This window comes from Candidatus Nitrosopumilus sediminis (genome assembly GCF_000299395.1).
In the GTDB taxonomy this organism is placed as follows: domain Archaea; phylum Thermoproteota; class Nitrososphaeria; order Nitrososphaerales; family Nitrosopumilaceae; genus Nitrosopumilus; species Nitrosopumilus sediminis.
In genome coordinates, this window is the sequence record NC_018656.1 from 1131382 (window position 1) to 1154656 (window position 23275).

32 protein-coding genes are annotated in these 23275 nt (G+C 34.0%); 18 read left to right on the top strand and 14 right to left on the bottom strand.

Annotated elements, in window-relative coordinates; genetic code table 11:
* Positions 1-74: 74 nt before the first annotated feature.
* Entirely contained in the window at positions 75-1592 is a 1518-nt protein-coding gene (locus NSED_RS06810; RefSeq protein WP_014965518.1) for a hypothetical protein, read from the bottom strand.
* 88 nt (positions 1593-1680) lie between these two features.
* On the opposite strand from NSED_RS06810, the gene NSED_RS06815 reads away from it, so the two are divergent.
* On the top strand, positions 1681-1971 hold the full coding sequence (locus NSED_RS06815) for a hypothetical protein (RefSeq protein ID WP_014965519.1): 291 nt from the start codon (positions 1681-1683) through the stop codon (positions 1969-1971).
* Complete coding sequence (locus NSED_RS06820) at positions 1968-2657, top strand: hypothetical protein (protein WP_014965520.1); 690 nt, start codon at positions 1968-1970, stop codon at positions 2655-2657. The genes NSED_RS06815 and NSED_RS06820 overlap by 4 nt, the downstream gene beginning before the upstream one ends.
* Positions 2658-2668: 11 nt before the next feature.
* Here the strand turns inward: NSED_RS06820 and NSED_RS06825 are convergent, their stop codons facing one another.
* Positions 2669-3130 (bottom strand): hypothetical protein, encoded by a 462-nt coding sequence (locus NSED_RS06825; RefSeq protein ID WP_014965521.1) that lies wholly within the window; start codon positions 3128-3130, stop codon positions 2669-2671.
* Positions 3131-3202: 72 nt separating this feature from the next.
* Between NSED_RS06825 and NSED_RS06830 the strand changes: the two genes are divergently transcribed.
* Positions 3203-3553 (top strand): hypothetical protein, encoded by a 351-nt coding sequence (locus NSED_RS06830; RefSeq protein ID WP_014965522.1) that lies wholly within the window; start codon positions 3203-3205, stop codon positions 3551-3553.
* A 309-nt stretch (positions 3554-3862) separates the two neighbouring features.
* Positions 3863-4183, top strand: coding sequence for a hypothetical protein (locus NSED_RS06835; protein WP_014965523.1), 321 nt, complete (start codon positions 3863-3865; stop codon positions 4181-4183).
* Here NSED_RS06835 and NSED_RS06840 read toward each other — a convergent pair.
* Together NSED_RS06840 and NSED_RS06845 are read right to left on the bottom strand one after the other, a co-directional pair.
* Positions 4180-6207, bottom strand: a complete 2028-nt coding sequence (locus NSED_RS06840; protein ID WP_014965524.1) for a thioredoxin domain-containing protein — start codon at positions 6205-6207, stop codon at positions 4180-4182. The genes NSED_RS06835 and NSED_RS06840 overlap by 4 nt on opposite strands.
* 39 nt (positions 6208-6246) lie before the next feature.
* Positions 6247-6480: a hypothetical protein gene (locus NSED_RS06845; protein ID WP_014965525.1), complete on the bottom strand. Its 234-nt coding sequence runs from the start codon at positions 6478-6480 to the stop codon at positions 6247-6249.
* A 73-nt stretch (positions 6481-6553) separates the two neighbouring features.
* Here NSED_RS06845 and NSED_RS06850 point away from each other — a divergent pair, with 73 nt between their 5' ends.
* Both NSED_RS06850 and NSED_RS06855 read left to right on the top strand, forming a co-directional pair.
* A complete protein-coding gene (locus tag NSED_RS06850) occupies positions 6554-7588 on the top strand; it encodes an alcohol dehydrogenase catalytic domain-containing protein (protein WP_014965526.1) in 1035 nt (344 codons plus the stop codon).
* 199 nt (positions 7589-7787) lie between these two features.
* Positions 7788-8024: a hypothetical protein gene (locus NSED_RS06855; protein ID WP_014965527.1), complete on the top strand. Its 237-nt coding sequence runs from the start codon at positions 7788-7790 to the stop codon at positions 8022-8024.
* Here NSED_RS06855 and NSED_RS06860 read toward each other — a convergent pair.
* Positions 8011-8508 (bottom strand): hypothetical protein, encoded by a 498-nt coding sequence (locus NSED_RS06860; RefSeq protein ID WP_016940247.1) that lies wholly within the window; start codon positions 8506-8508, stop codon positions 8011-8013. The two genes, NSED_RS06855 and NSED_RS06860, sit on opposite strands and share 14 nt — an antisense overlap.
* A gap of 120 nt (positions 8509-8628) precedes the next feature.
* Here NSED_RS06860 and NSED_RS06865 point away from each other — a divergent pair, with 120 nt between their 5' ends.
* Positions 8629-8877: a hypothetical protein gene (locus NSED_RS06865; RefSeq protein ID WP_014965529.1), complete on the top strand. Its 249-nt coding sequence runs from the start codon at positions 8629-8631 to the stop codon at positions 8875-8877.
* 1 nt (position 8878) lies between these two features.
* Here NSED_RS06865 and NSED_RS06870 read toward each other — a convergent pair whose 3' ends face one another.
* Positions 8879-9565, bottom strand: coding sequence for a hypothetical protein (locus NSED_RS06870; RefSeq protein WP_026090094.1), 687 nt, complete (start codon positions 9563-9565; stop codon positions 8879-8881).
* Positions 9566-9669: 104 nt separating this feature from the next.
* On the opposite strand from NSED_RS06870, the gene NSED_RS06875 reads away from it, so the two are divergent.
* Positions 9670-9873 (top strand): hypothetical protein, encoded by a 204-nt coding sequence (locus NSED_RS06875; RefSeq protein ID WP_014965531.1) that lies wholly within the window; start codon positions 9670-9672, stop codon positions 9871-9873.
* On the opposite strand, the gene NSED_RS06880 is transcribed toward NSED_RS06875, so the two are convergent.
* The 4 genes from NSED_RS06880 to pth2 all read right to left on the bottom strand — a co-directional run bounded on the left by NSED_RS06880 (position 9870) and on the right by pth2 (position 13370).
* Positions 9870-10100 carry an Lrp/AsnC ligand binding domain-containing protein gene (locus NSED_RS06880; RefSeq protein WP_014965532.1) on the bottom strand — a complete coding sequence of 77 codons (231 nt, stop codon included), beginning with the start codon at positions 10098-10100 and terminating at the stop codon, positions 9870-9872. The genes NSED_RS06875 and NSED_RS06880 overlap by 4 nt on opposite strands.
* Positions 10101-10169: 69 nt before the next feature.
* Positions 10170-11366 carry a tRNA pseudouridine(13) synthase TruD gene (gene truD / locus NSED_RS06885; protein WP_014965533.1) on the bottom strand — a complete coding sequence of 399 codons (1197 nt, stop codon included), beginning with the start codon at positions 11364-11366 and terminating at the stop codon, positions 10170-10172.
* Positions 11363-12967, bottom strand: a complete 1605-nt coding sequence (locus NSED_RS06890) for a Vgb family protein (protein WP_016940246.1) — start codon at positions 12965-12967, stop codon at positions 11363-11365. The genes truD and NSED_RS06890 overlap by 4 nt, the downstream gene beginning before the upstream one ends.
* 49 nt (positions 12968-13016) lie before the next feature.
* Entirely contained in the window at positions 13017-13370 is a 354-nt protein-coding gene (gene pth2, locus NSED_RS06895) for a peptidyl-tRNA hydrolase Pth2 (protein WP_014965535.1), read from the bottom strand.
* Between the two features lie 172 nt (positions 13371-13542).
* Between pth2 and NSED_RS06900 the strand changes: the two genes are divergently transcribed.
* The 6 genes from NSED_RS06900 to NSED_RS06920 all read left to right on the top strand — a co-directional run bounded on the left by NSED_RS06900 (position 13543) and on the right by NSED_RS06920 (position 18654).
* Positions 13543-14346, top strand: a complete 804-nt coding sequence (locus NSED_RS06900; RefSeq protein ID WP_014965536.1) for a cupredoxin domain-containing protein — start codon at positions 13543-13545, stop codon at positions 14344-14346.
* A 175-nt stretch (positions 14347-14521) separates the two neighbouring features.
* Positions 14522-15658 carry an NAD(P)/FAD-dependent oxidoreductase gene (locus NSED_RS06905; RefSeq protein WP_026090093.1) on the top strand — a complete coding sequence of 379 codons (1137 nt, stop codon included), beginning with the start codon at positions 14522-14524 and terminating at the stop codon, positions 15656-15658.
* A gap of 52 nt (positions 15659-15710) precedes the next feature.
* Positions 15711-15890, top strand: a complete 180-nt coding sequence (locus NSED_RS10155; protein ID WP_014965538.1) for a zinc finger domain-containing protein — start codon at positions 15711-15713, stop codon at positions 15888-15890.
* A gap of 4 nt (positions 15891-15894) precedes the next feature.
* The gene (locus NSED_RS06910) at positions 15895-16176 is read left to right on the top strand and encodes an elongation factor 1-beta (RefSeq protein ID WP_014965539.1); all 282 of its coding nucleotides are present in this window, start codon (positions 15895-15897) and stop codon (positions 16174-16176) included.
* Positions 16177-16185: 9 nt separating this feature from the next.
* Entirely contained in the window at positions 16186-18354 is a 2169-nt protein-coding gene (locus tag NSED_RS06915) for a CDC48 family AAA ATPase (protein WP_014965540.1), read from the top strand.
* A 3-nt stretch (positions 18355-18357) separates the two neighbouring features.
* A complete protein-coding gene (locus NSED_RS06920; RefSeq protein ID WP_014965541.1) occupies positions 18358-18654 on the top strand; it encodes a hypothetical protein in 297 nt (98 codons plus the stop codon).
* Between the two features lie 3 nt (positions 18655-18657).
* Here NSED_RS06920 and NSED_RS06925 read toward each other — a convergent pair whose 3' ends face one another.
* Positions 18658-19545: a heme o synthase gene (locus tag NSED_RS06925; protein ID WP_014965542.1), complete on the bottom strand. Its 888-nt coding sequence runs from the start codon at positions 19543-19545 to the stop codon at positions 18658-18660.
* A 98-nt stretch (positions 19546-19643) separates the two neighbouring features.
* Between NSED_RS06925 and NSED_RS06930 the strand changes: the two genes are divergently transcribed.
* Together NSED_RS06930 and NSED_RS06935 are read left to right on the top strand one after the other, a co-directional pair.
* Positions 19644-20735, top strand: coding sequence for a plastocyanin/azurin family copper-binding protein (locus tag NSED_RS06930; protein ID WP_016940244.1), 1092 nt, complete (start codon positions 19644-19646; stop codon positions 20733-20735).
* 2 nt (positions 20736-20737) lie between these two features.
* Positions 20738-21127, top strand: coding sequence for a M67 family metallopeptidase (locus tag NSED_RS06935; RefSeq protein WP_014965544.1), 390 nt, complete (start codon positions 20738-20740; stop codon positions 21125-21127).
* Position 21128: 1 nt separating this feature from the next.
* Here NSED_RS06935 and NSED_RS06940 read toward each other — a convergent pair whose 3' ends face one another.
* From NSED_RS06940 to NSED_RS06945, 3 genes are all read right to left on the bottom strand, one after another.
* Entirely contained in the window at positions 21129-21518 is a 390-nt protein-coding gene (locus NSED_RS06940; RefSeq protein ID WP_014965545.1) for a cyclophilin-like fold protein, read from the bottom strand.
* A gap of 56 nt (positions 21519-21574) precedes the next feature.
* Positions 21575-21715: a hypothetical protein gene (locus NSED_RS10335; protein ID WP_156800713.1), complete on the bottom strand. Its 141-nt coding sequence runs from the start codon at positions 21713-21715 to the stop codon at positions 21575-21577.
* A gap of 344 nt (positions 21716-22059) precedes the next feature.
* Positions 22060-22476, bottom strand: a complete 417-nt coding sequence (locus NSED_RS06945; RefSeq protein WP_014965546.1) for an AAA family ATPase — start codon at positions 22474-22476, stop codon at positions 22060-22062.
* A gap of 234 nt (positions 22477-22710) precedes the next feature.
* Between NSED_RS06945 and NSED_RS06950 the strand changes: the two genes are divergently transcribed.
* Positions 22711-22968: a DUF2024 family protein gene (locus tag NSED_RS06950; RefSeq protein ID WP_014965547.1), complete on the top strand. Its 258-nt coding sequence runs from the start codon at positions 22711-22713 to the stop codon at positions 22966-22968.
* Between the two features lie 58 nt (positions 22969-23026).
* On the top strand, positions 23027-23209 hold the full coding sequence (locus tag NSED_RS06955; protein WP_014965548.1) for a hypothetical protein: 183 nt from the start codon (positions 23027-23029) through the stop codon (positions 23207-23209).
* Positions 23210-23275: the final 66 nt, after the last annotated feature.

The window sequence follows — 23275 nt, forward strand, 5'->3', positions numbered from 1 at the left end:
CGATGATTTTCCCCCTGATGTATCAAGGGATGTTTTGATATCAAATACAAGTTAGACTTGAACCAAAAAAAAATCTAATTTATAGACACAATTTGTTCACGAATCATATCTTTTTGGATCAATCTCTTTACTTCTTCTTGTAGAGACATTACTTGATTTTGTAATTGTTGAACATTTGCAGTTTTTTGTAGATTGGAAGACAGATTTGAGAAAATATTGATTTTTGATGATGCCTTTGAGTATTCCTCTCTTACAGATTCAGGATAAAGTAAGGACTGTTTCTCATAACTGTCTTTTGGCTTGTGTCCAATAACTTGATCAGTGATGTCGAATCGTGTTCCACAGTCAATCAAGGTAGATTTTAACAAATCACGTAGTTCATGAGAATCCTTCTGATATTTTGGCATGATTCCATCACGTTTTAGTTTCTGCTGAATTCCAGAGGTATTTGCCAATCGCTTAAAGGATTGTCGAATCCAATAATCAGAAATAGGTAGATTCTGTGAATTCAAAAATAATGGTTCTCCAATTTGCATTACTTTTCCTAATTTTTTAAATCGAGAATCCAGATAATCTTGAATTGATTGTACTGCATCAACATCTAGGAATCCAATGTGAGTGTAATCAGTTTTAATTCTGGTCAATTTTATCGGAACAGGGCACAATGACAAATCCCATTTTGGGTGTTGGTCTGTTCCAAAATATTCTACTAGTTGTTCAAATACCTGGAAATTAAATCGGTCAACAAAGGTAGAAGTATCTAGTCCTCGGTGAAATTTACATAAAATTACAGCCTTTTGTGTAATGGTTGGACGTCCAATGGTAAGCATCTTCATTACATCCTCAAGGGACATTTGTGGCTCTTCTTCTTCAGATGTCGTGGTATTGTATCTGGCCTTTTCATCAAACTTGAAAATTATTGGACTGTCATTTTTCTCAAAATATCCTTCAATAGCACAGCGAATTATGCGTATAGTATTGGCTTTTTTGTGACCGTGTTTTTCTTTATCATAAAGGTATCTCTTTACCATTTTGATAAAATCAGATTCAGAACCATGAGAATTTGTATACAAAGTAAAAAAATGCTCCAGTCCTTCAAGAGTGGTTTTTGATTTTATCTTCTTGTATTCATTAAGATCAGTCTGAATCAAAGCATTGGATTCAAACTCTTTTCCATAAAGCCAGTTGCTAAAATTCCACAAAGCGTAGAGATATGATTTTTGGGTAGGGCTGAGATTATGAATATCCCATTTTGTATTTTTTCTCTTGTCTTGGCGTAGCTGTTCTGTAAAATAATGAACAGTTTCAAGGTTAGAAAAATCTCTGAATTGTATAGGATATTGAGAATAGTCTGAAATGACACCTATCTTTTTTCCAATAGACATTGCTTGGTAAAAGATATCCTTTTTTTGCTTGAGTGGCGTTTCCTTTTTTCCTATATCATCAAGGTGTTTGCTGAGAAAATCTTTAGGAGTAAGAGTTTGATTGTTATGTAATAGGGTAAGACATTTTTTGTGTCTAGGTCTTATTGAGAATCCATAGTCTTTTTGTTCATCAAACTCTGAAATTACTTGATAGGTTTTGGATTCCATGATTAATACTCGATAGTGAATATAATATAGCCAACTAAAATAACCAACAGAATAATTGTTATATGAGTAAATTCAGGATTGTTTCAAATTGCAGAAAATTGATTATGAAGGAAAAGTTTGGGTACTAAATTACAATAATCCTGAACCATTATTAGATCATGCTATTCACATGCTTGAAAGACATGGGGTTAAACGTGAGGATATGGAGATTACCGAGACCCCTATTGCCAAAGTAGGCTCCATAGTTGTAGAGATCTGGCCATATGAATTAGTTATTGGAAGAGTCAGAACAACTAGAAACGATTCTTTTATCAGCGGGACAGAATTCACAATTGAGTTGAAGCTAGATGAAAATGGAAATTATATAGATTATCTTTGAAAAAAAATAAAATCCAAAATATCACAATTGCTACAATAGGCATCATAATCATCATTGCAATAGTTGCCTACAACTATTCAGCAGAACAAACTAAACAGAAGGGATTTCAATTTGGTAATGAGCTAGCACAAATTCAACAAGATGTTGCAGAATTACAAACAAAATTTTATTCTGAAAAAATCAAATGGGACGAAGGAGACATTACAAAAGAAGAGTTATTGAAATATTATGAAAAACATGTTGAAGACTTTGAAAAAATCATTTCTAGATATGATCAGTTATCAACACCGAAATTATTTGAAAGTTCTGTAGAACTGTTTAAGATTTCATCTGAAACTCAATTAAAAAGCGATATTGAATATATCAGATGGATTTCGACTGGGGATGAATCGGCAAAAGTAAGATCAGATACACAAATTCAAGAGGCTTATGAGTATGAAAATTTAGGATTAATAGAATTTCAATTGGCTAAAGCAGGAATTGTTGAATTTAATGAAGAGGACAAATTTTCTCCACCAGACAATGTTCTCAAACAAAAAGTGATTCAAATTTCAGAAAACATGAAGAACAAATGTGATGCAGAATTTAAAAATGAAATGAATGAATTTGATTCAGATGAAATAGAAGTTGAGTGGTTTAATTGTTTCAATGATGCTGAAAAATGGAAAAAAGATCATTTACCTTAGATGAATTAGCATTACAGCAAGCCGGATTTTTGCAATAATTCCAGGGTTTCCAAAAGTTCCTCACATAATGATGTTTTTTCAAGAGGAGTAGGTTTAGAAAAAGTAATGGGAAAAGATATCGTAAGCATATCTTGATCAGTGTGAGATATTCTAATTGAATGAGATCGAAGATTAGTTTCAGATAAGAAATTTTTCCATTTTTGCAAATGTTCATTTACTCGTATTACTTGTTCTTCAACATTTGTCAAAGATGTATCCAAATCAGTATCAAATAGTCTAAATTTTACAAGCGGAACCATAATGACCCCACCTAAGATTTTGTCATGATTTTTCATCATAGATAAAATAATATCTTCGGAATTATCTTTTGATAAAACATCGCCATAGTCAGGATCAAAATATCCAGCAATGAGTTTTTTCGAATCATATATTCGAAAAAAACCTTCATCAGATTCTAATTTCCACAATATCATGAAAACAGTATGTGAATAAATAAACGATTAATCAAAGACAATTAAATAAACTAGGAAATTAAGAAAAAGCATATGACAATATCAAAAGAAAACAGGGACTTTTTAGATAGTTTAATCGATTATTACATTAATGAATCGGAATCTTATAAGCAGATAGCAGAAAACTTTGTTCCCGAAATAGAATCGGTTCCAGATACAGCATTTGGAATAATTACAGGATGCGTGTATTCAGGATTTTTACAAGCATATCAAAATCAACAACAAACACCAGGGTTAGACGACATGCGAGAATTCAATCAAATCATAAAAGAGCGTGCAGCATTAATCAAAAAATCTATTCTTGATCCTCCAAAACAAGAGACAGTTACGAAAGAAGGCAAACCCAAGCCTGAAAATCAAAATTCAGACAATGATCTTGAATAAAGAGTGCCCAAATGGGCACTCTATGACTCCTGTTGACTGGCGGTATTATCGCAGGTGTATGAATACAGTTAGTATGCGATAACAAATTGTGGGCATTTTCTATTAAAACACTTACGTAGAAATTATCAGTGAATGAATTTTAAAAATTAGCATAGTTTAATTTTAACTGTATGTGATAGACACCATGAAAGTTGATGGGAGCAAGATAATCTTTGGATTAGGGGTGTCTGCAGCAGTAGTTACGGCAGTAGTTGCATTATATTTTTCGATTCGTTAAAGATAAATCATCAAGAAAAACAATCATTCTACATGTCAGCTACAAATGAATTTAAAATCACACAGATAGTAGATAACGGTCAAATGGTTCAATTAACTTTGATTGAAAATATTTCAACTGAACCAATCTCTCAGAAACAAATGATAATTGAAAATGTTTCGAAAAAACTAGATTCAGAAACTAAAGAACAGGTGATGCCTTTGTTGGAAGCAATTTTACAGGCACAGCCAACAGTAAATATCAAATCATATCAGCAAACTCAGATTACAATTGCAATGCCAAAATCAAGATATGATAACATGGGAAGGCCACAAGTTGGAAATATCATTGAAGTAGATTTGAAAAAAATCTAAAGATTTGAATGAATTTCATCAAGAGTACGAAGAGGTAAAGAACAAGTAAAATCCTTACAAACAAAGACAGTAGTTTTGTCTTCAAAGGATTTTCCAGCAAAGAAAGGATATTCTGAAAGATTTTCTAATTGAGAAGCATCACGAATTGTTATCATGATAGAATTTGGTAAATAATCCAAAAGAAGTGATTCGCATATTTTGGGATTTTCAGTATTAATGATAGTAATTTCGACAGGTTTTTGAATATACATAGAAATTGTATTTAGCAAATATCCAAATCCAAAGGGGTTTTCAGCAGCCATTTGTGCCTGAGATTCCATTATTTTTGTAGTAATTTTAAGAAAAGTCGAGTCTTGGGACAGATGATACAATCTAAGTAAGGCAAACGCAGATACAGAATTTCCAGAAGGTAATGATAAATCATAATTGCTCTTGGGTCGAATAATTAATTTCTCATGATCATCAGAAGTCATAAAGAAGTTATTGTTTTTAGAATCCCAGAAATGATTGACTAAATGATGCGCCAATTTCAAAGATAGTTTCAAATATTTTTCATCAGGTTCGATTTCAAACACATCCAATAGTGCATTGATAAAATAAGAATAATCTTCTAAATACCCATCAATTTTTGCAGTTCCATTTTTGTATGTTCGTAATAATTTGTCATTAACAAGTAAATTGTTTTCAATAAAAGAAATACAATTTTTTGCAGCGTTCAAATACAGAATATCACCTGTAACACGATACCCCTTTGCTAATGCAGTAATCATCAGAGAATTCCATGAAACTAATATTTTATCGTCTAATCCAGGTGGAATGCGAGAAGAACGAACTTTTAACAATTTTTTAGAACACAGATTAATTATTTTTTTAACCTCAGTTTCAGAAATTCCAAAATTAAATGCAACTGTAGATATGTTCAGATTGTTACATAGTATGTTATTTCCTTCCCAGTTCCCTCCATCAGTCACATCATAGTAAAGACAGAATAAATCAGCGTCATCCCCAAGAATTTCCTTGATTTCACTTTTCTTCCAAACATAGTATTTCCCTTCTACACCTTCAGAATCAGCATCATATGCGGAATAGAATCCCCCTTCTGGAGAAGTCATTTCACGTAAAACAAAATCAAGAGTTTTTCGTAAAACTTCAAGATAAAAAGGGTCTTTTGTAATTTGAAATGCTTCAGCATAATTTACCGAAATCAGTGCATTGTCATAGAGCATTTTTTCAAAATGAGGGACAAGCCATTTCGCATCTGTAGAGTATCTAGAAAAGCCACCTCCAATTTGATCAAATATTCCACCATTTGCCATTTTTTTGAGGGTTTTGAGCGCAAATTCATTGAATTTTGTCAATCCACTAAGTTTGGCATATCTGAAAAGGAATGAAATGTTTGCAGCATTTGGAAATTTTGGAGCAGACCCAAATCCACCATAAGTTGCATCACCCAGTTGAAATAGATTCATAGCAGCTTCATCAAGAAGTATTCTTTCCAATTTTGAAGGAACTTGAATTGCTTCTGCCTTTGTCAATGCATCAATAAATCGCTTAGCTGAAGTTTCAATATCGTTTGGTTTTTCCTTCCAAGCTTGTGAGAGCTGTCTGCAAATACTTCCAAATCCTGGACGTCCATAAGAATCTAAAACTGGAAAATAAGTTCCAACATAGAAGGGTTTTTGATCAGGAGTAAGAAAAACACTCAAGGGCCAACCACCTTGACCTGTTGCTATCTGACAAACTTTTTGATAAATATCATCAATATCAGGTCGTTCTTCTCTGTCAACTTTGATGTTAATGAAATTCTCATTCATGAATTTTGCAACATCTTCATTTTCAAATGATTCATGTGCCATTACATGACACCAATGACATGAACTATATCCAATACTTAGAAAGATAGGTTTGTTTTCATCTTTTGCTTTTTTTAGTGACTCGTCATTCCAGCCATACCAATCAACAGGGTTGTTTACGTGTTGAAGTAGATATGGACTTGTTTCAGAAGCGAGATGATTTTTAACCATAAATAGTTAGATTTGTTATAATATTTGTACCTAATTGGATTAGCCCCAGATTCCTTTACCTTCAGTTAATTCATAAATTCTGACATTGATTTTTCCTAATAATTTCACTTTAGATTTGTGAGCTTTTTTGTCATGACTGTAATCTTTCTTTTCCACCAATTCTTGCAATCGACTCAGTTGATCCAATGTAAGATTTTTGAATTCATTTTTAGAGCTTGTAATTAATCGCAATAGTTCTACTCTTTCTTTATCTTCAGCAGTAATTTCAGTCATAGAATAATGTGAAAGCGGTCCTTTATTTTTCTAATGAGCGAATCTTAAAATTCCTTGTTTGATTTTTCAAAATATGGAAAAAATGCGTGCCATGATGCTTGAAAAATGTGCAAAAATTGAAACAAATCCATTAAAACTAACCCAAATTGACAGACATGAGATTAGACGCCCAAATGAGATTTTACTGAAAATTGAAGCATGTGGGGTATGCCACTCACAACTTCATGGAATTGAAGGAGATTGGCAAGACATTGGCATCCCACCATCACTGCCAACAGTTCCAGGACACGAAGTAGTTGGCAAAGTAGTAGAAATTGGAGACAGTGTTACAAAATTTAAAGTTGGAGACCGAGCAGGAATCACTCCACTGTTAGAGGCTTGTAAAGAGTGCCAATATTGCAAAGAAGGAAAAGAGTATCTTTGTGAATCATCAGTAATTTTAGGAGAATCACTCAAGGGAGGATATACAGAATACGTAACAGTTACAGAAGATTTTGCAACCAAAGTTCCAGAATCAATGAAATCAGAATATGCAGCACCATTATTTTGTGCAGGAATCACAGCATACAAAGCAGTAAAAGCTGCTGAACCACAAACTCATAAAAAAATTGGGATTTTTGGAATTGGTGGAGTAGGGCACATGGCAATACAGTTTGCCAAAGTTGAAAACTGTGATGTCATTGCATTTTCAAGATCACAAAATCATCTAGATGTTGCAAGAAGATTAGGAGCAATAGATGCAATAGTGTTTTCTGAAAATCAAGAAGAACTTTTATCCAAAATTAAAGAAAAACATGGAATGCTAGATGCTGCAATTGTTTTTGCACCAGCAGACATTGTAACAGATACTGCAATAAAGTCAGTAAAGAAAGGAGGATTGATCGTGATTGCAACAGTTGGGGAGAATCCAGCATTCATGGCATTTGAAGAAAAAACAATCAGAGGCACATTAATTGGCTCTACAAAAGATATGGAACAAGTAATCAAAATTTGTGATGAGAATAATTTAGAGGTCATCACTCAAACATTTCCATTAGAAAAGGCAAATGAGGCGCTCAAAAAACTCAAAGATTCACAAATTGAAGCAAGAGGAGTTTTAATTCCTTAATCTAGGGTCATATTATGAATTGTAAGAGATGCCACCATACAGATCAGATACATATTACAAATCAAGAGAGTGGTTCTATTATCAAGGCTGGAAAATGTCAAATTCCAAATTGCACATGTCAGCAATATGTAGATCCTATACAAGAAATTGATGAAGATCTTTTGTAACGATTCATATATCAAAATCACTTCAGATAACTATGGACAAACACAAACCATCAGACGAGATGATTAAAGATTTGGATAATTTGTTATCAAAACTTAACGCCATGGAAATTGTTGCCTCAAATGAGTTTGAAAAAAATTCAATTAAGATTCAAAGAGCCTTAGTTGAAGGTCAGATGCATTCAATAAATGAATTTCAGCATTTGAAAAAAGCATTAGATTTGTTAACTCTGCAACTGTTTGATGTTCAAAATAAGATCAATGAATCCTAGTGTCACTTAGTCCGCAACCTGTACATCGAAATAATGTAGATTTTTCAAGAGTTTGCTCAGGTTTCATTTCAGCACCACAGCAAAGGCAAGAAATTTTTTCTGCGTCTTGATTTGTATTTTCAGATTTTCTTATAACATAATCAGGTTTTTTTTCAAGAGTATTAGCAGAGTTGCAGATGGGCTTGTAACTAGAGATTATTTTGTTGACTACATTTTGTCTGTATTCTATACTCGATTCAAACAAAGGCAGTATTGCTAAATACATTGATTTTTCTGAGCCTGAATTATCATGCCAACATTTGTAACCAGAATGTTGAACAAAAAATGACTTGTCTTCAGTCTTTTCACAGTCACCCACATAAAGAACATGGAATTTTTCCTTATCCCTAGAGAGAATTAAAAATACTAATTTCTCCATTGGAGGACCCCATTCTTCAAGAGGAATGGGTCCAAGAAACTCATATTGAAGGATTTGGATGCTCATTATAGTTAATTTTGAGTACTTTCTTTTCATCTTTTCTAAAAAAATTCGCTAGTATCAGCGATTTGATCGCAGGTGTTCAACTTGAAAAGATTAAATTCAAGGGTCATTGATTTTCCGTAAATGAAAGAGCCTCACAATTATGCCAAAGTAGGATATTCGATGATTGTAGTAGCTGCAAGTTTGGCAGCAATAGGCTTGATAGCACTATTTACCGCAGATGACGTGTTGTTATCAGACAACATAGCGAGGGGGAATACTGCTCACTTTAACGAATGTAAAAAGAATGATTTCAAAACAGATGGTTGTGAAAAGTATTGGGACAGAATCAATAACCAAGCATCAGGGATTTATGTCGATCTTGGAAAATAGATTAGAAACCATTAGAAAAATCTTCTAACATGTTTTGATTTTTAGTAAGACGATTCATTGCAAAGAATGCACCGCCTACAATTCCTGCTTGATAAAATGTATACAAGAAAACTCCGGATGATGTAGGATCTGATTTTGTGAAACTTAGCACAAGCATTGTAAAAAATACAAATGTTCCAACAAATGTCACCATTCGATTCAAAAATCCAGTGTTCATTCCAACAATTCGTTTGGTTGCACCAGCCATCAAACCAATACTGGTAATAATTAGAAAGGTCGCACCACCGTTTGCAGTGACGAAATTATTTAGCCAAGGCAATAAACCATCCTCAAGAATTGTGATTTCAGGCATTATACTTCCGCCATTGATTGCAAAGTTAACAGAGCTGAACATGCCACCAATAACAAAAAAGAACAAGAAAATTTTTACAATTGAGCGTTTAAACGGACTACGTATTTCAGATGGTTTTACAGCTTTTTCTGTTATTCTAACACCGTAAAGAAATCCCACAGCCATTGCAGGAAAAAACATGATATTGATCAGGATTGGAGATTCTTTGTTTATAGCCTCAATTTGAGGATGAAATATCAAAAATAAGATAATTGCAAGGGAGGCAGAAGTACCAAATAAGATCAACCCCAGATGATTATGACTAGATGATTCCTTATAATCACTCCAATTATACATTTTATTACATCATAAGAGAATAATTAAAAACCAAATCCGAAAATCATTTGCTCAAATGATCAATTCTGTTTACCCTTTTTTAACTAGAACAAGTGAAAAATTTCATGAAGGGTGGGAAAACAATAGGGATCATAGGAATTATAATAATTATTTTTGGCCTGATTTTCCACCTCCAGGGACAATCCATTGTAGGGCCAGAATCATCATTTATGTATTCAAATCCAGATTGGATCACATATGGGATACAAATGATTGCAGGAGGAATAATTGTTTTGATTGCAGGGATTATAATTTTCAAAAAGAATTAATTTGTTACACGTAGAGTGATAGTACTTCGAATTTTTTTTAGTTTTCTTATTTTAGATGTAATTATTTCATTAATTTGAGACGGAGAATCAGTGACAAATTCAGCTACAACATCATAACTTCCATAAGTGATTATACAATTTGTAATTTCAGGAATTTCTTTTAGTTGAGAGCAAAGTGACTGCTCTTCTCCAACTTCACAGCTAATTAGCATGTATGCCTTTTCCAATTAAATCATATTTTCTTAAAAATAGACCAAAATAAAGACATCTAAGAAATGATCTTTGTAAAATAGATCTCAAAAGCCAGCAAGGATAGGATCATCAGGTTTCATAATCTCTCTGAGCAAAATTGTTGCAAAAGATCCTCTAGACAGTGAAAATTCCACCACATTTCCGTGGGAGGAATAATCTGTACAGTGAATAGCAGCTTGTCTAAAACCACCTTCACTACTTGCTTCTTGCATTTCTTTTATGAAGAAATCTTTTGGAGAAATTTCTTCCTGCTTCAATATTTTAGAGATCTGAAAATCAAATCGTGTTTTTTTGTAATAAGAGTAACCAACAAAAGGCAATGCTAAATTTTGGTCCATTCCTTTGACATATTTTCCAATGATCCCATTATGATCAAAGCAAACATCACCAGACTGTGCCTCAAAAAGATTTTCGCCATCCAAAAATGCAGCGCTTAGGGATTGATTAAAGATAAAAGATTGGTAAGCCTGAATGTAAAAACGTCTTAAAGAAATAGGGATTGCTCTAATAGCACGTACAGACTCACCATGTTCAATCATTTCTTTTAGAACTATTCTTTCAATATCCATCTGAACTGGAACTTGATCAAAATATTGTTGATAGTTTTCCCTATCAGATAATTTTTCACGAATTTCATTATTTTCTTTAGAGTCATAGGAGGAAGTAAATGATAAAATCAAGTCTACAGCACGGTCAAAATCCATTTGCAGTATTGCCTTGCCAATAAGATGAGTTACAGGTCTTTTTGAACCAAAACGCTGATAACCATAAAAATTGAGAATTTTGTCAAATTCTACAAAAGATTCCAAGTCATTTTTACAATCAGAAATTTTTAATTTGAAATGATTTCCAACCATATCCTTTTTTGATAGAGGTTTTTTTACAAATCCAATTTTTTCAAGCGAGTATTTGTCACTGGAAAAGCTTTCTATTGATTTTCCTTTGTTTCCAGAGCATACAAATTGTTCTGTTATAGCTGATGCATCTTTTAATCCAAGAGATTTAAGACGAATACCTTTTTGTCTAAAAATTCCAGATAAAGCATGATTCGTGTCAATTTTTTTCTTTTTTAATTTGTATACGGCATAACCATTTTGATCATTGATAGAATTTTTTATTTTTTCAGAAATTAATTCAGTCACTTGAAAATCTTCAGGTTTAACTCTAATTCTTCCACCAATACCAGGAAATTTTGTGCTATATACAGAAATGCCTATTTGGCAATCTATCTCAGGTATCACTCTATTGTCACTGTAACATATTTGCTGACTGCAATGTCTGATAATTGTGCACCAAGTAAAACTTTGTATTTACCAGGTATTGCATCCTCAGAAATTTCAATCATAACAGAGATTGGGCGTGGGGCATCAGTATCGAGTTGGAAGGATTCTGGATAATCATTAAGGAGAACAATATTCACAAAGTCATGAGTCGAAGCTAAAATTAATGAAACATCAGAAAGATCTTTTTGAGCCTGAGAAGATACAACAAAGTCAAGTTCTTTTGAATTTCCAGGAGTAATCATCAATGAATTTGATTCTAATTGAATTTCAATTGGTAGAGGGACAGTAGTATCAACTACGCCAATATTATTTTCAACCCATTCAGTAAACCATATTTTATTGCCATCAACAGTAAAATCAAAAATTTGTGCAACACCACAATCATCTATCATGGTACCGGTTCCAGGATCACAATCAGCCCAATACGGATTCTTTGAAGGCACATTGTACTCTACAAGAGTTTGAGATATGGGATCCATTACAGAAATATTATTAGCAGTTTGTTCATTGAAAACTATTCTTCCTTGTTCATCAGATTCAATCCAGTAAGGTCTAGATATCGGGGTTTTTACAACTCCAGTTTGATTGCCATATGTACTTTGTAGAGGATCTGCAGTTACATATTGTATAAACTCTGCAGAGATAGGATCAAAACTAAAGAAAGACGAAGAAGTGGTATCGGCTAACCAAATTTTTCCATCATCTCCAACGACGACACCATTTGGAGTAAGTAGCGTCACAGGTAATTGATAAACTTCGGTGAAGTCTTTTCCAGGTAAAAATTGCACACCTCCATTTCTAACAGCTTCATCATATCCTGTTTTATCTAATTTTACCAAAACACCACCTTGTTGATATAACCAATTCGTATACCAAACATTGTCATTTGCATCTATTGCAAAATCTGCAGTAACTGAATTATCAATAGGTGAAGGAACTGAGAGATATTGTATTTCTTCGCCAGATTGACTAGGATCTAAGAAAGTAAGTTTGTTTCCGGTAAAATCATTTATTATTATTTGTGAGCCATCGATTAGTAGTTTTTGAGGTAATGAATTTCCTTCTGAAGGATATGCCAATCTATCATAGGTCTCATCAAGAGTTGAAAATTTCCATACAGAGTCAAAGGATTCGTCAGTATACCAAAGAGAGCCATCAGGAGCATAATCAATTCCCCACATCATTGAGCGGCCACCTGGAGGCCACAACGAATTATCATATTCAGTAAATGTTTCTGTATTAGGATCAAATTTAGCTATTTTGCCAGTATTGGTTTCAGTAAACCAAACATTGCCATCATAATCTGTGACAATTGCTAACGGGTTAGTACATAAAGTTGGAATTGAAAATTCTCGAATATAATCAGTAGACTTTGCATTGCTTGAACCACAAAACTGAGCTCGTTGTTCATCTGGAAAATTATCTGCAGGAGTTCCAGTAACTGTAATTTCAGGATTAGTTCCAGGATCTATTCCTGGAAATGCAATTACAACACCAGAAGTAACCATAATCCCACCTAAGAAAATAAATGCAAAAATTCCTTTAGTCTGTTTTTTCACAAATTTTCTCACATTGTGCTGTTAATATCTCATTCCAAGAAAGGACTTGTTATAGTAGTTTAAGATCTCCAGTAATTTTATCAATCAAATTTTCAGGGGCAGGGCCAATTGAAATACAGGTAGTGGTTCCCGGAGCTAGTTGAGTATGTCCAGCATCAGATACTTCAGACCAAGGCAGATTCAAATCAATTGCATGTCTTTTTACTTCTTGTAATTCTTTAATTCCAGAAACTTTAACAACAACTTTTTCTTGTCCTCCCCACCATTCGTTATACCATTCAGGATGAGATTTTCGTACATGTTCTGCTCCAAGTACACAAGCATGGCCTACTTGAGCTGCAATCTTGCCTTTACCCATATCAAGATCAGTCCTAACAACTATCACCTGTTTGATATCACCCATATTATTATCAAAAATAGGCTTAATGAAAAACTTTTGAATTAAATAAGTTGGTTTTGCGAGCTTATTTATTCCAGCGGTCCGATCAAAAATTTAATTTTCATTTTCTATCTTTTAAAAACCACTTTTGAAAATCTAATTCATTATATATTATTGAAAACTATTGTTGTTTGACATGGTAAGTCAAGGCATTCTGATTGGAATTGCAGTTGGAGTGTTTTTTGCAGGTATAGGAATAGGCTATGCGGTTTTACAATCTCCACCACCTTCATCACCAATGATGATGTCTTCTCAACAAATGCAACAAATGATGGATGATCCACAAGCAATGAATCAATGGATGAATACTATGATGCAAGACCCACAAGCAATGAATCAATGGATGGGAAACATGATGGATGATCCTCAAATGCAACAACAAATGATGACACGTATGATGGGGCATCAAGGAATGATGAACTCCATGATGAATAATCAGGACATGATGAATATGATGGTGGGAAACATGATGATGGGGGACAATATGATGGGCGGAATGATGATGGGAGGAATGTCTACCTCACCAAGTTCTGCATCAATATCAGGACTACAAACATCTGCTGAACCACAAACACGAATATTTGATATTATTTTAGATGAAGTTGAATTTTATGCTGAAGTTGAGAATGAAGAAGGTACAGAAGAAATCGTATTTGTAGAATTACATCAATGGAATCCAAATCTTATTGTAGTTAACGAAGGGGATACCGTCGTTTTGAATATCTCAAATCCACGTAAACACACTCATACATTTTCAATTCCTGAATTAGGAATAAACACCAAAGTTCTTGAGGCAAGAACTGGAAGTGAAACAATTCAATTTATTGCAGACAAACCTGGAATGTTCACATTTGCATGTGGATTGCCATATAATGCAGTAGCTGGACAATGTGATCCTGATCATTCAATGATGACTGGAACTTTAATTGTTCTGGGTTAGATGAATTAGGTTACACGGAAAAAATAAAAAAGTTAGGAAACTATGATTGTTTCCCACATACCAGTATGCAGTGCATAAGAATAGTCATACGTTCCTTTCCCATTAAGAGTTAAATCGACTATCCCCTTCGTGCACTAAATAATTGAATTAAATAATTGACAAAGAAACAAAAATTGTGAGCTTTGACGTAGTGATTGCCGGAGGCAGTATTGCAGGGTTGCTATGTGCCAGAGAAATTTCTTCAAGAGGATTTTCAGTTCTTGTAATTGAAGAAGATTATGAGATTGGCACACCCGAACACTGTGGAGGATTAGTAAGTTTGACAGGATTAGAAGAACTCGGAGTAATACCATTTAAAAAAACATTTGAGCACATGATAGAATCAGCAGAAATTACATCACCTAATGGAAATAGTTTCACAATTAATTCAAAAAAACAAAAAGTTACTGAAATCAGTAGAAGAGAATTAGATAAACAGATAGCATTTCAAGCTCAAAAAAATGGAGCCGTAATCAAAGTAAGAACTAGTTTTCAAGAACTTACAGATAAAGGAATTAGAACTAATGAAGAAGAAATCGATTGTAAAATATTTGTAGATGCAAGAGGGGTTTCATCGTTAATTCATAAAGACAGAACAGGAATTTTGTCATCTGCACAATATGAAATATACGCAGATTGGATAAAAAAAGGCAAAGTAGAAGTAATTTTTGATCAAGAAAAATATTCAGGGTTTTTTGCTTGGGTCATTCCATCAGGAGAGGGAAAAGGGAAAGTGGGTGTTGCAGGAAAAGGAATCAAAGTTGCAGAAACTTTAGACAAATTCCTTAAAGACAAAGGAGAATTTTCAACAATAAGGAAGATTTTTGCACCAATTTGGATTAAAGGCCCCATCAAAAATTTTGTAGAGGGAAAAACAGTAATCATAGGTGATGCAGCAGGGCAAGCAAAACCGACTACCGCAGGAGGAATATTTACCAGTGGGATGGGAGGAATTTATGCAGGACAAGCAATTTCAGAATTTTTAAAAACAAACAATAGAGAAACTCTTGAAGAATATCAAAAAAAATGGACTGTTAGATTTGGAAAGGAGTTTGAAAAACAAGTCTTGGCAAGAAAAATTTTGGAACGAATTGATAATAATACAATCAATAAATTATTTGAAACAATAACGCCAGAGATTATTAATGAGGTTTCAGAAAAAGATGATTTTGATTTTCATACTGGATCAATCATTAAATTATTAGGATTGAGGGGTTCGATTAAAACTGCCCAGACTCTTATTGGCGGAGAAATTAAAAAATTACTTGGTTAAACACGCATAAATTCTAAGGAAGGTATAAATGATGTTTACAGAAAATCCGGGTATGTCTTCTACTATCTCATTACCAACATGTAGTTGCTGTCACAGACACATTATGCCTAACGATAAATGTGTAAAATTCAATTGCCCTAGTTGCGGCACAGATTTAATTTGGAGATGTCAAAGTTGCAGAGAGGCAGCAAGAAACTATACTTGTTCTTCATGTAACTTTCAGGGACCTTAGAATAATGACTCAATTACTATTTGTCACAAAAATTCTTCCAAATGGAATGGAAGTAGATTTAGATAAACTAGCTGAAACCATTAAAACCACATTACCAGAAGGAATGTCAATGAAAAGACATGCAAAGGAACCTTTAGCATTTGGTTTAGAATGTATCAAGGCAGAATTTATTTTAGAAGATAAAGAAGGGCAAAGTGATGCTTTAGAGAATGCAATAAGATCAACTGACGGTGTAAGTGAGTTTGAAGTTCTCAACATGAGCAGAATGTCAGTTGACATGAAATAGGGTGATTTTTTGGTACGCAAAGAAGAACCTTTGCAAATGAGAATAGGAGAAGCAAAACAACGTGATGTCGGTAAAAAACGTGCACGAATTGGCCCAGACGCCATGGATTTTCTCAAAGTTACACCAGGAGATATTATCGAAGTCATGGGATCAAGATCTAGCTGTGCAGTCGTTTGGCCAGTAGATGAAGACGAAAAACTACCAGACATCATAAGAGTAGACGGACAAACAAGAAAAAATGTTGGTGCATCACTAAATGACTTTGTAAAAATTAGAAAAGTAACATCAAAATTTGCAAAAACAGTTTCTTTAACTCCAGTAAATGATTCAGTTACGGTAGACAAAGAATTTACAGACTTTGTCAAAAATAGATTGAAAGGATTGCCAATTACTCATGGTGATGAAATCTCGGTAATGATTTTAGGAAATTCAATGGACTTTAAAATTACAAAAACATCTCCAAAAGGAGTAGTAAAAATAGACAGAACTACAAATCTTAGTATTTCAACAGAGACATCAGTTGACAGGAAAGTTCGAGTAACATACGAAGAAGTTGGAGGATTAAGACAAGAAGTTAAAGCTATGAGAGAAATTGTAGAATTACCATTAAAACATCCAGAGTTATTTGCAAGATTGGGGATTGAGCCACATAGTGGAATTTTACTTTACGGACCACCAGGATGTGGAAAGACGTTACTTGCAAAAGTTATGGCAAGTGAATCAGAAGCCAACATGTTTCCAATTAATGGTCCAGAAATAATGAACAAGTATTATGGTGAAACAGAAGCAAAGTTAAGAGATATTTTCAAAGAAGCAAAAGACAACTCTCCAAGTATTATCTTTATAGATGAAATTGATGCCATCGCACCAAAAAGGGAAGAAGCATACGGGGATGTGGAAAAAAGAGTTGTTGCACAATTGTTAGCATTAATGGATGGTCTAAACGATAGAGGAAATGTGATAGTTCTAGGAGCTACAAACAGACCAGACAGCGTTGATCCTGCACTAAGAAGACCAGGAAGATTCGACAGAGAATTTGAGATTTCAGTTCCAAATGAAGATGGAAGATTAGAAATTCTTGAAATTCACACAAGGGGAATGCCAATCGCAGATGATATTGATCTTAAAGATCTATCATCGGAGTTACACGGATACACAGGAGCAGATATCAAATCACTTTGTAGAGAAGCAGCATTGAAATCAATTAGAAGATATCTTCCTGAAATTGATCTTGAGACTGAAAAAATTCCTTCTGAAGTTCTTCAATCAATGCAGATCAAGTTAATTGACTTTTACGATGCAATGCATGAAGTAGTTCCTACAGCAATGAGGGAATTTTATGTTGAAAGACCGAAAGTATGGTGGCAGGACGTAGGAGGATTAGATGATATCAAGAAATCACTTACAGACAATCTCATAATGGCAATGAAAGAACCAAGCAAGTTTACAAAAATGGGAATAAAACCACCAAAAGGGGCTTTGATATATGGGCCACCAGGATGTGGAAAGACATTACTTGGTAGAGCATTAGCTACTGAAACTGGTGCAAACATGATTTTAGTTAGAGGTCCAGAAATTCTTTCAAAATGGTTAGGTGAATCTGAAAAGGCTGTCCGAGAAATATTCAGAAAAGCAAAATCATCATCACCATGTGTTGTAATTTTTGATGAATTAGACTCCATAGCACGTTACAAATCAGGCGAGGGGGGAACAAGTGAAACAATTCTCAGTCAACTACTAACAGAGATAGAAGAAGGAATTTCATCACGAGTGGTAGTAATTGGAATAACAAACAGGCCAGATGTTTTAGATAATTCTTTACTAAGAACAGGCAGATTAGATTTAGTTCTTTATGTAGCACCACCAGATGAAAAAGGAAGATTAGAAATCATTAAAATTTTAACACGAAAGATGCCATTAGCAAATGATGTGAAATTGCAAGAGATTGCAGTAGCTACTCAAAATTATACAGGAGCAGATTTAGCAGCATTGTGTAGAGAAGCCGCAGTAGAAGCAATGAGAAATAATTCAACAAAGATTTCAAGTCATGATTTTGCAAATAGTTTGAAACAAGTAAGACCATCCATTACTAAAGAAGTAGATCAGTGGTACAATACAGTAAAGGAAAGTATATCTAACGTGGTACCAAAGACAGGGGATAAATCATTCTACGGATAAAATATGGCCATACCAATAAGAAATACAGTATTTGACAAGATAAAGGAATCAAACCGCCTTACTGATGTGGAGCTTTTCAAGAGTTTAGCAAAAGAAGGTCATGTGATTGCAGAGGACAGATTCAACAAAATTCTTTTAGATTTAGAAATTTTGGGACTCATCACAGTCTCATGGATTACTAAAGAAGAACGCAGGATAGAAGTAGTTGCTGCTGAACAAGAAGTTGATAAAATTGAAGAGCAGGTAAAGGAAACTATGGAAAGCGATTATGAAGCTAGTTTCCCAGGCGTAGATAAATAATTTTTAAAACAAAGGAAAATGGAATGCTGCATCTAATGCAACAGCTACAAAAATTATTGTGAGATATGGAGCAGTTACTTTGTATGCCTTCCAAGCAAATTCAGATGTAGGAGTCTTTGTTAGTTTGTAGTGATATACAAGCATCAACCCTCCAGAAACTATTGCAATAACAGTGTAAACAATTCCCATACCATCTGGAATAAATGAAAGTATCAAAGAATATGGAATTAAAATTAAAGTGTTACCCAAAATGAATTTCGATGTTTTTTGCATTCCAATTACAACTGGAAGCATTGGGACTTTAGCTTGTGCATATTCATCTTTAATTTTCATTGCAAGACACCAAAAGTGTGAAGGAGTCCAAACAAAAACTAAGAAACCAACTAAGAATCCCAACAAATCCATACTGCCAGTAGCTGCTGCCCATCCAGCCCAAGCTGCAGCACTACCAGCAATGCCACCAATTACAATGTTTGAAGTATTTTTTCTTTTGAGCCAAACAGTATAGATAACCACATATGAGAAAATTCCAACTGCAATAAAAAATGCAGAAACAGCGTTTAATGTAAAATAACCATAGATTACTGATATGCAGCTGACCGATAATCCATAAATCAAAACATTGGATGCTGCCATCCTACCGGAAGGAATTGGTCTAGAGCTAGTTCTAGTCATTTTAGGATCTATATCTTTATCATAATAGTGATTTAGTGCACTAGAGCCAGCTGATGCTAAAGCACCAGCAATGATAATATGCAAATATGCCCAATAATCAAGTTCAGGAACACCTGGAACTAGTTTACTTGCAGCATACATAGATGTGACTGCAGTTATTACTAAAAGAACAACAATTCTGGGTTTTGATATCTCCAGTATTTCATTAAATCCCAATTCAATCTATCCTATTCCAAAGCCATTTAATTTCTTCGTCTATAAGATCTCTCAAATTGCGCAAGGAATAAGTATCTCAGTCCTGTCAGCTATCTTAAATGAGTAATTGGGACCTCATGATGCCAGGAATGGGACTTACAGCTATAGGATTAGCTGGTCTTGTATTATCGTATGCAGGTATTGCTCATACATTCATCGATGGTATGCATGCTTTAACTGGCCTTACCATGTTTGTAGGTTTGATTTTCCTAGCAGCAGGTATCTTAGATGGAGGGGTTTCAACCAGTAATAGAGCCAAAGCCACAACTTTGGTAATTTTGTCAATAGCATTAGGATTTGGAATGTATTCCATGGTTCTTAACACATCAAACTATACAGTCACCATTGCAGGAATTTTAATGGCAATTGCATTCCCCGCAATTATTATCGCATATCTTTCAATGAAACATCCTACAGTTGTAAAACCAATTGGCGCAATCGTATCAATGGCAGCTGCAACCGGCATTATCATGTGGGTGTCATTTGGAATTTTTGCAGCTCCTGACACATACATGATTCCACAACAAGTGGACGTTGAAGAGCCAGAAGAAGACTTGACACCATCAGGACCAATATTTGCAATCGAGATTCTTGCAGAGTCAGCTCAAGAAGGGAATCCAGATTATGAACCAGATAGAGCAGTGGTGCAGCAGGGACATGTTGTTGAATGGACTAATGCAGATACTGTTGCTCATACGGTAACAAGTGCAGTAGATTTTGGAGAAACATTTGATTCGAGTTTGATTAATGCAGGTGAAGTATACACGCTAGATACAAATGAGTATGAAGTTGGGGAATACGAATATTTGTGCATAGTTCATCCTTGGATGGTTGCGACTTTAGTGATTGAAGCTGCAAAAGAGCCAATCAAAGTTACAATACCTGAAGGAGCAGCAATTCCTGAAGACGGACAAATATACTATGATCCAGAAATACTTGACATTACCGTTGGAACTACAGTGGCATGGGACAATGCAGATACCACAGTGCACACAGTGACATCAGGGATAGCACCAGAAGCAGATGGCATCTTTGATTCGGAAATGATGTCGGCAGGAGATATTTTTGAATATACATTTACAGATGCAGGAACTTTTGATTATTTCTGTACATTCCATCCATGGATGGTAGGAACTGTTAACGTAGAATAGATTTGCAGAAAATCAAGATATCAGAATCAAATAAAAAAATTCTTGCAGAATTTTCAGAAAATCAGAAACCTAACGAATCATGTGCTTTATTATTTGGTAAAGACGATACAGTCCTAGATCTTTTTTTGACAGAGAATATTGAAAAGTCACCAGTAAACTTTACGATTTCAAACAAACAGTTAATCGAAGGATACAAGATGGCAGAAGAGAAAGAAATGGACGTCATAGGCATATTTCACTCACACCCAGATTCAGAAGCATATCCATCAAATACAGATAAAAAATTCATGCAAAGCAATCCAGTTGCATGGGTAATTTATTCTGGAATTAATAAAAATTTCAGAGCATATTTTCTAGAATCAGACATAATAGAAATTTCAATGGAAGAATAACTTAAGATTCCAAGCTAAACGTTGCTCGCTCACTATGAAGATTATTTAGAATTGTTTTATCTGGAGAGATGATTTTTCCGATTATGTTTACAGGGGATGCAGGAGTAATTTCTCCAGGGTTTCCTATTGGAGTAGGACCATAAAATAAGCAAATTGCCTTTCCAGTAGGCCAGTATGCAACGTCATAAAGTTCCACAGGAGACTTTGCGTTTTCTTCTGGTTGAGAAATTGGAGATTTCGAAGTGTAGATTTCATCACCCCAAACATTAAGATCAACAGTAAAGGGTAATTTTTTGATAAAGTCATTTACAGTTTTTGGGGAATTAGAATCATCTAATTCTAAAAGAATGCTTGATGAATTTGTAATTTTTATAATTACTGAATATTTCATAAACATCTATAAAATTAGGATTAGAAAACTATTCCGAATTAGATTTTATTCAATTTTTAATTTGATTCGACATATTCTGAATGGTTACATTTTGGACAATAATACTCAAGAGGCATGTTTTTTTGTTTACTTCCGCGTCTTTTAGACGAAGTATTTTTGATATTCATTTCTACGTCACATTTTTTACAAATTTTCATTCTAAACCACCAATTCTAGTTTATTCATATTGATTTTTCTTTTTTAATGTTAAAAAGAAATCACGTATTTTCACATATGAGAACATGGGAGGGATTTAACTACCAATATGAGTATTGATTATCATGAGTAATTCTTGTCAGTGTGGTTCTTGCGGACATGAAAAAATTGATGAATGTTACACAAAACAATGTGGTTGTTGTTTAACAGATCATCAGGGCGCATTTGCCAAAAATAGATAATTAAAGTAAAAAATGGTAATTTAGAGTATTTTGAATTGTAGAAGGCCTGTAAAGACTCACGATTAACACATGAAATTGAAAACTACATTGTATAAAATATGAAATTAGGTTCCTCTGGGTTGCTCATAATCTTTTTTCACAATCAATTCATCAAACCCTTCTGTTACTAGAGGGGTTTCCAAGATTTTGAGTTGTTTGTAGATTGCCGACAATGGGAACGGATTCCTTCTACTTCTTTGTCTTTTTTCAAGAATCGCCTGTGATGTATTCATGAATATTCCTCTTATTTTTGCATGATATTTTTTTCCAAGATCGATATGTTGTTTTCGTATTGTCTCTGTTAGATTAGTATCATCAATTACTACATCCATGTCTTTTTTGAGACATTGTTCAATATACTCTAGTTCTTCTTTTCTATCATTGTCAAAATGAGACAAGGCAATTCTATGATGCCTAAAATTAGATTCCACATAGGTTGTTTTGCCACTTAGTGCAACCCCAATCATCAAAACATATTCCATATAATTATTAGATTTACGTACATTATTATGATTATGAAGTATTTTTAGAATTTTTTGTTTTTCTTAAAAGAAACAGAGACATTCCAGTGTTTTGTGTAGAAAGTGTTGTAAATTACATGTTTATCTGCCTGAAAATGTCTCTAGCATCAGTATTCGTTCTTCATAGATTTAGACAAGATATTCTTTAGTTTGAAGATTGTTTTGAATTAAATATCCCTTTTTTTGATTAGTTTCATGGAAATTCACGTATACGACACTTATGTCAAAGCAGCAGATGGTCACACCATGCACTTTGATGTAATTACTGGTGAAAAAGATCACGATAAAGCCATTGCATATGGAAAAGAATGGTTACAATCTATCGGTGAAGGGGAAGCAGAGATGACTACAAATGAATGTCAGTTCTGCCACTCACAAGGAGCACCAGAGCCTGTTGAACAGGCAATTAAGGAAAAAGGCTACTTTATCCAGAAGATGGAAGGCTGTCCTTAAACATTTTTTCCTTTTTATCATAGAATATATTTTTTAGATTAAACAACATATTCAAAGTATGTCTGAAAACAAATACTCAAAATGGACTGTGGAGGGAGACAAGAAAATAAAATGGATTTGTGGATGCTTCCAAACAGCTGACAATTATTTTAAATTCTGCGATACCCACAATGTTACTTTGAAAAAAGCAATTCAAGCTCAAATTGATGAATTAGACATGACGTTAATTGTTGATGATTAAATTATCAAGAATTCCCTCAGAGAAATTAATGAAGTTTCTAACTAACATTACATCAAGAGTACAGAG

Bases quoted from the DNA above. Each gene is read 5' to 3' on its own strand.
- NSED_RS06810 (WP_014965518.1), bottom strand. From the start codon at position 1,592: ATGGAATCCAAAACCTATCAAGTAATTTCAGAGTTTGATGAACAAAAA.
- NSED_RS06825 (WP_014965521.1), bottom strand. From the start codon at position 3,130: ATGATATTGTGGAAATTAGAATCTGATGAAGGTTTTTTTCGAATATAT.
- NSED_RS06830 (WP_014965522.1), top strand. From the start codon at position 3,203: ATGACAATATCAAAAGAAAACAGGGACTTTTTAGATAGTTTAATCGAT.
- NSED_RS06835 (WP_014965523.1), top strand. From the start codon at position 3,863: ATGTCAGCTACAAATGAATTTAAAATCACACAGATAGTAGATAACGGT.
- NSED_RS06840 (WP_014965524.1), bottom strand. From the start codon at position 6,207: ATGGTTAAAAATCATCTCGCTTCTGAAACAAGTCCATATCTACTTCAA.
- NSED_RS06845 (WP_014965525.1), bottom strand. From the start codon at position 6,480: ATGACTGAAATTACTGCTGAAGATAAAGAAAGAGTAGAACTATTGCGA.
- NSED_RS06850 (WP_014965526.1), top strand. From the start codon at position 6,554: ATGGAAAAAATGCGTGCCATGATGCTTGAAAAATGTGCAAAAATTGAA.
- NSED_RS06855 (WP_014965527.1), top strand. From the start codon at position 7,788: ATGGACAAACACAAACCATCAGACGAGATGATTAAAGATTTGGATAAT.
- NSED_RS06860 (WP_016940247.1), bottom strand. From the start codon at position 8,508: ATGAGCATCCAAATCCTTCAATATGAGTTTCTTGGACCCATTCCTCTT.
- NSED_RS06865 (WP_014965529.1), top strand. From the start codon at position 8,629: ATGAAAGAGCCTCACAATTATGCCAAAGTAGGATATTCGATGATTGTA.
- NSED_RS06870 (WP_026090094.1), bottom strand. From the start codon at position 9,565: ATGTATAATTGGAGTGATTATAAGGAATCATCTAGTCATAATCATCTG.
- NSED_RS06875 (WP_014965531.1), top strand. From the start codon at position 9,670: ATGAAGGGTGGGAAAACAATAGGGATCATAGGAATTATAATAATTATT.
- pth2 (WP_014965535.1), bottom strand. From the start codon at position 13,370: ATGGGTGATATCAAACAGGTGATAGTTGTTAGGACTGATCTTGATATG.
- NSED_RS06900 (WP_014965536.1), top strand. From the start codon at position 13,543: ATGGTAAGTCAAGGCATTCTGATTGGAATTGCAGTTGGAGTGTTTTTT.
- NSED_RS10155 (WP_014965538.1), top strand. From the start codon at position 15,711: ATGTCTTCTACTATCTCATTACCAACATGTAGTTGCTGTCACAGACAC.
- NSED_RS06910 (WP_014965539.1), top strand. From the start codon at position 15,895: ATGACTCAATTACTATTTGTCACAAAAATTCTTCCAAATGGAATGGAA.
- NSED_RS06920 (WP_014965541.1), top strand. From the start codon at position 18,358: ATGGCCATACCAATAAGAAATACAGTATTTGACAAGATAAAGGAATCA.
- NSED_RS06930 (WP_016940244.1), top strand. From the start codon at position 19,644: ATGAGTAATTGGGACCTCATGATGCCAGGAATGGGACTTACAGCTATA.
- NSED_RS06940 (WP_014965545.1), bottom strand. From the start codon at position 21,518: ATGAAATATTCAGTAATTATAAAAATTACAAATTCATCAAGCATTCTT.
- NSED_RS10335 (WP_156800713.1), bottom strand. From the start codon at position 21,715: ATGAAAATTTGTAAAAAATGTGACGTAGAAATGAATATCAAAAATACT.
- NSED_RS06945 (WP_014965546.1), bottom strand. From the start codon at position 22,476: ATGGAATATGTTTTGATGATTGGGGTTGCACTAAGTGGCAAAACAACC.
- NSED_RS06950 (WP_014965547.1), top strand. From the start codon at position 22,711: ATGGAAATTCACGTATACGACACTTATGTCAAAGCAGCAGATGGTCAC.
- NSED_RS06955 (WP_014965548.1), top strand. From the start codon at position 23,027: ATGTCTGAAAACAAATACTCAAAATGGACTGTGGAGGGAGACAAGAAA.